Annotated in this window: 1 protein-coding gene; it reads right to left on the bottom strand. The window is 57.6% G+C overall.

The genetic code is table 11. The features are described from left to right. Positions 1 to 1,161 (bottom strand): purine ribonucleoside efflux pump NepI (nepI, locus tag JSN25_RS05570; protein WP_204525515.1); only part of this gene is annotated, 1,161 nt, incomplete at its 3' end. Positions 1,162 to 1,242 lie beyond the last annotated feature (81 nt).

The following is a 1,242-nucleotide window of genomic DNA, read 5'->3' on the forward strand; positions in this document are numbered from 1 at the left end:
CACCAGAAGTGCTGTCAGCAGCATCAGGCTGCCCGAGAGCATCAGGGGCGACAGCAGTCCGAGGTTATCGAGCGCATAGCCTCCCACCGCAGCCCCGCAGGTATTGGCAAGCTGGATCACGGCGACCTGGACCGATCCGGCTTTTTCTGCCTGATCGGCAAGCGAGCGGGTGATCCACGTCGACCAACCAACCGGTACCAGCGCAAACGCCAGCCCCCAGATTATCGCAATGCCCGAGGCCACCACTTTATCGCTACCCCACAGAATCAGGACCAGCGCGCTGAGCGCCAGCACCAGCGGCGCACCGGCCAGGGCCAGTTTGACCGAGCGCTTCAGAATCACCGAAGAGAACGACGTCCCGACAAAGCTGGCGATACCAAAACTCAACAGCACCAGCGTCAGGCCATCAACATCAAAGCCCGCCAGATTCATATAGACAGGGCGAATATAGGTAAAGAAGGCGAACTGCCCGGCGAAGGACATGAAGATAGCAATCATCCCGGCCATTACTCCGGGGCGCTGCAGCAGGCTGAACATATTTTGCTTGTGATGCGCAGGTTCGCCCGGCAGCGAAGGCAGCGCTCTCACTACCCAGATGGTGCACAGCACGCCCATTACCGCCGCCGCGTTAAACACGTTGCGCCAGCCGATGATGCCGCCCAAAAAGCTCCCCAACGGCGCGGCAATCACCAGCGCGATGGACACCGCGCCAAATATCACCGACAGCGCTTTCGGTACCGTACGCGCGGGAACCAGACGCATGGTCAGCGACGCTGACATCGCCCAGAACCCGCCGAGCGCCAGCCCCAGACAGGCACGACCGATCAGCAAGAGCGTAAAAGAGTTAGCAAATGAAACCAGCAGGCAGGAAAGCGTCAGCAGAACCGAAAACAGGATCACCACATAGCGACGATCGGTTGCCTGGATAATTTGCGTCACAAACAGGCTGGCGAACATGGCGACAAACGCCGTCACGGTCACTGATTGTCCGGCAACGCCTTCCGAAATGCCCAGATCCTGCGCCATTGGCGTCAGCAGGCTAACGGGCAGAAACTCAACGGTTATCAGGCAGGCAACACAGAACGCCACGGCGAATACCGCCGACCAGTTTGGCCGGGTATTTACCTCAGCGCGGGATTTTTGTTCAACAGCGTCACTCATTTTGTTACCTGCGTGGGGTTATTGTAGAAAAGTTACGCATTGTAACATTAAAAGTGTGACGTATTTAACGTTTTGACAACT

The sequence above is a fragment of the Citrobacter cronae genome, assembly GCF_016893685.1.
GTDB lineage: Bacteria > Pseudomonadota > Gammaproteobacteria > Enterobacterales > Enterobacteriaceae > Citrobacter > Citrobacter werkmanii.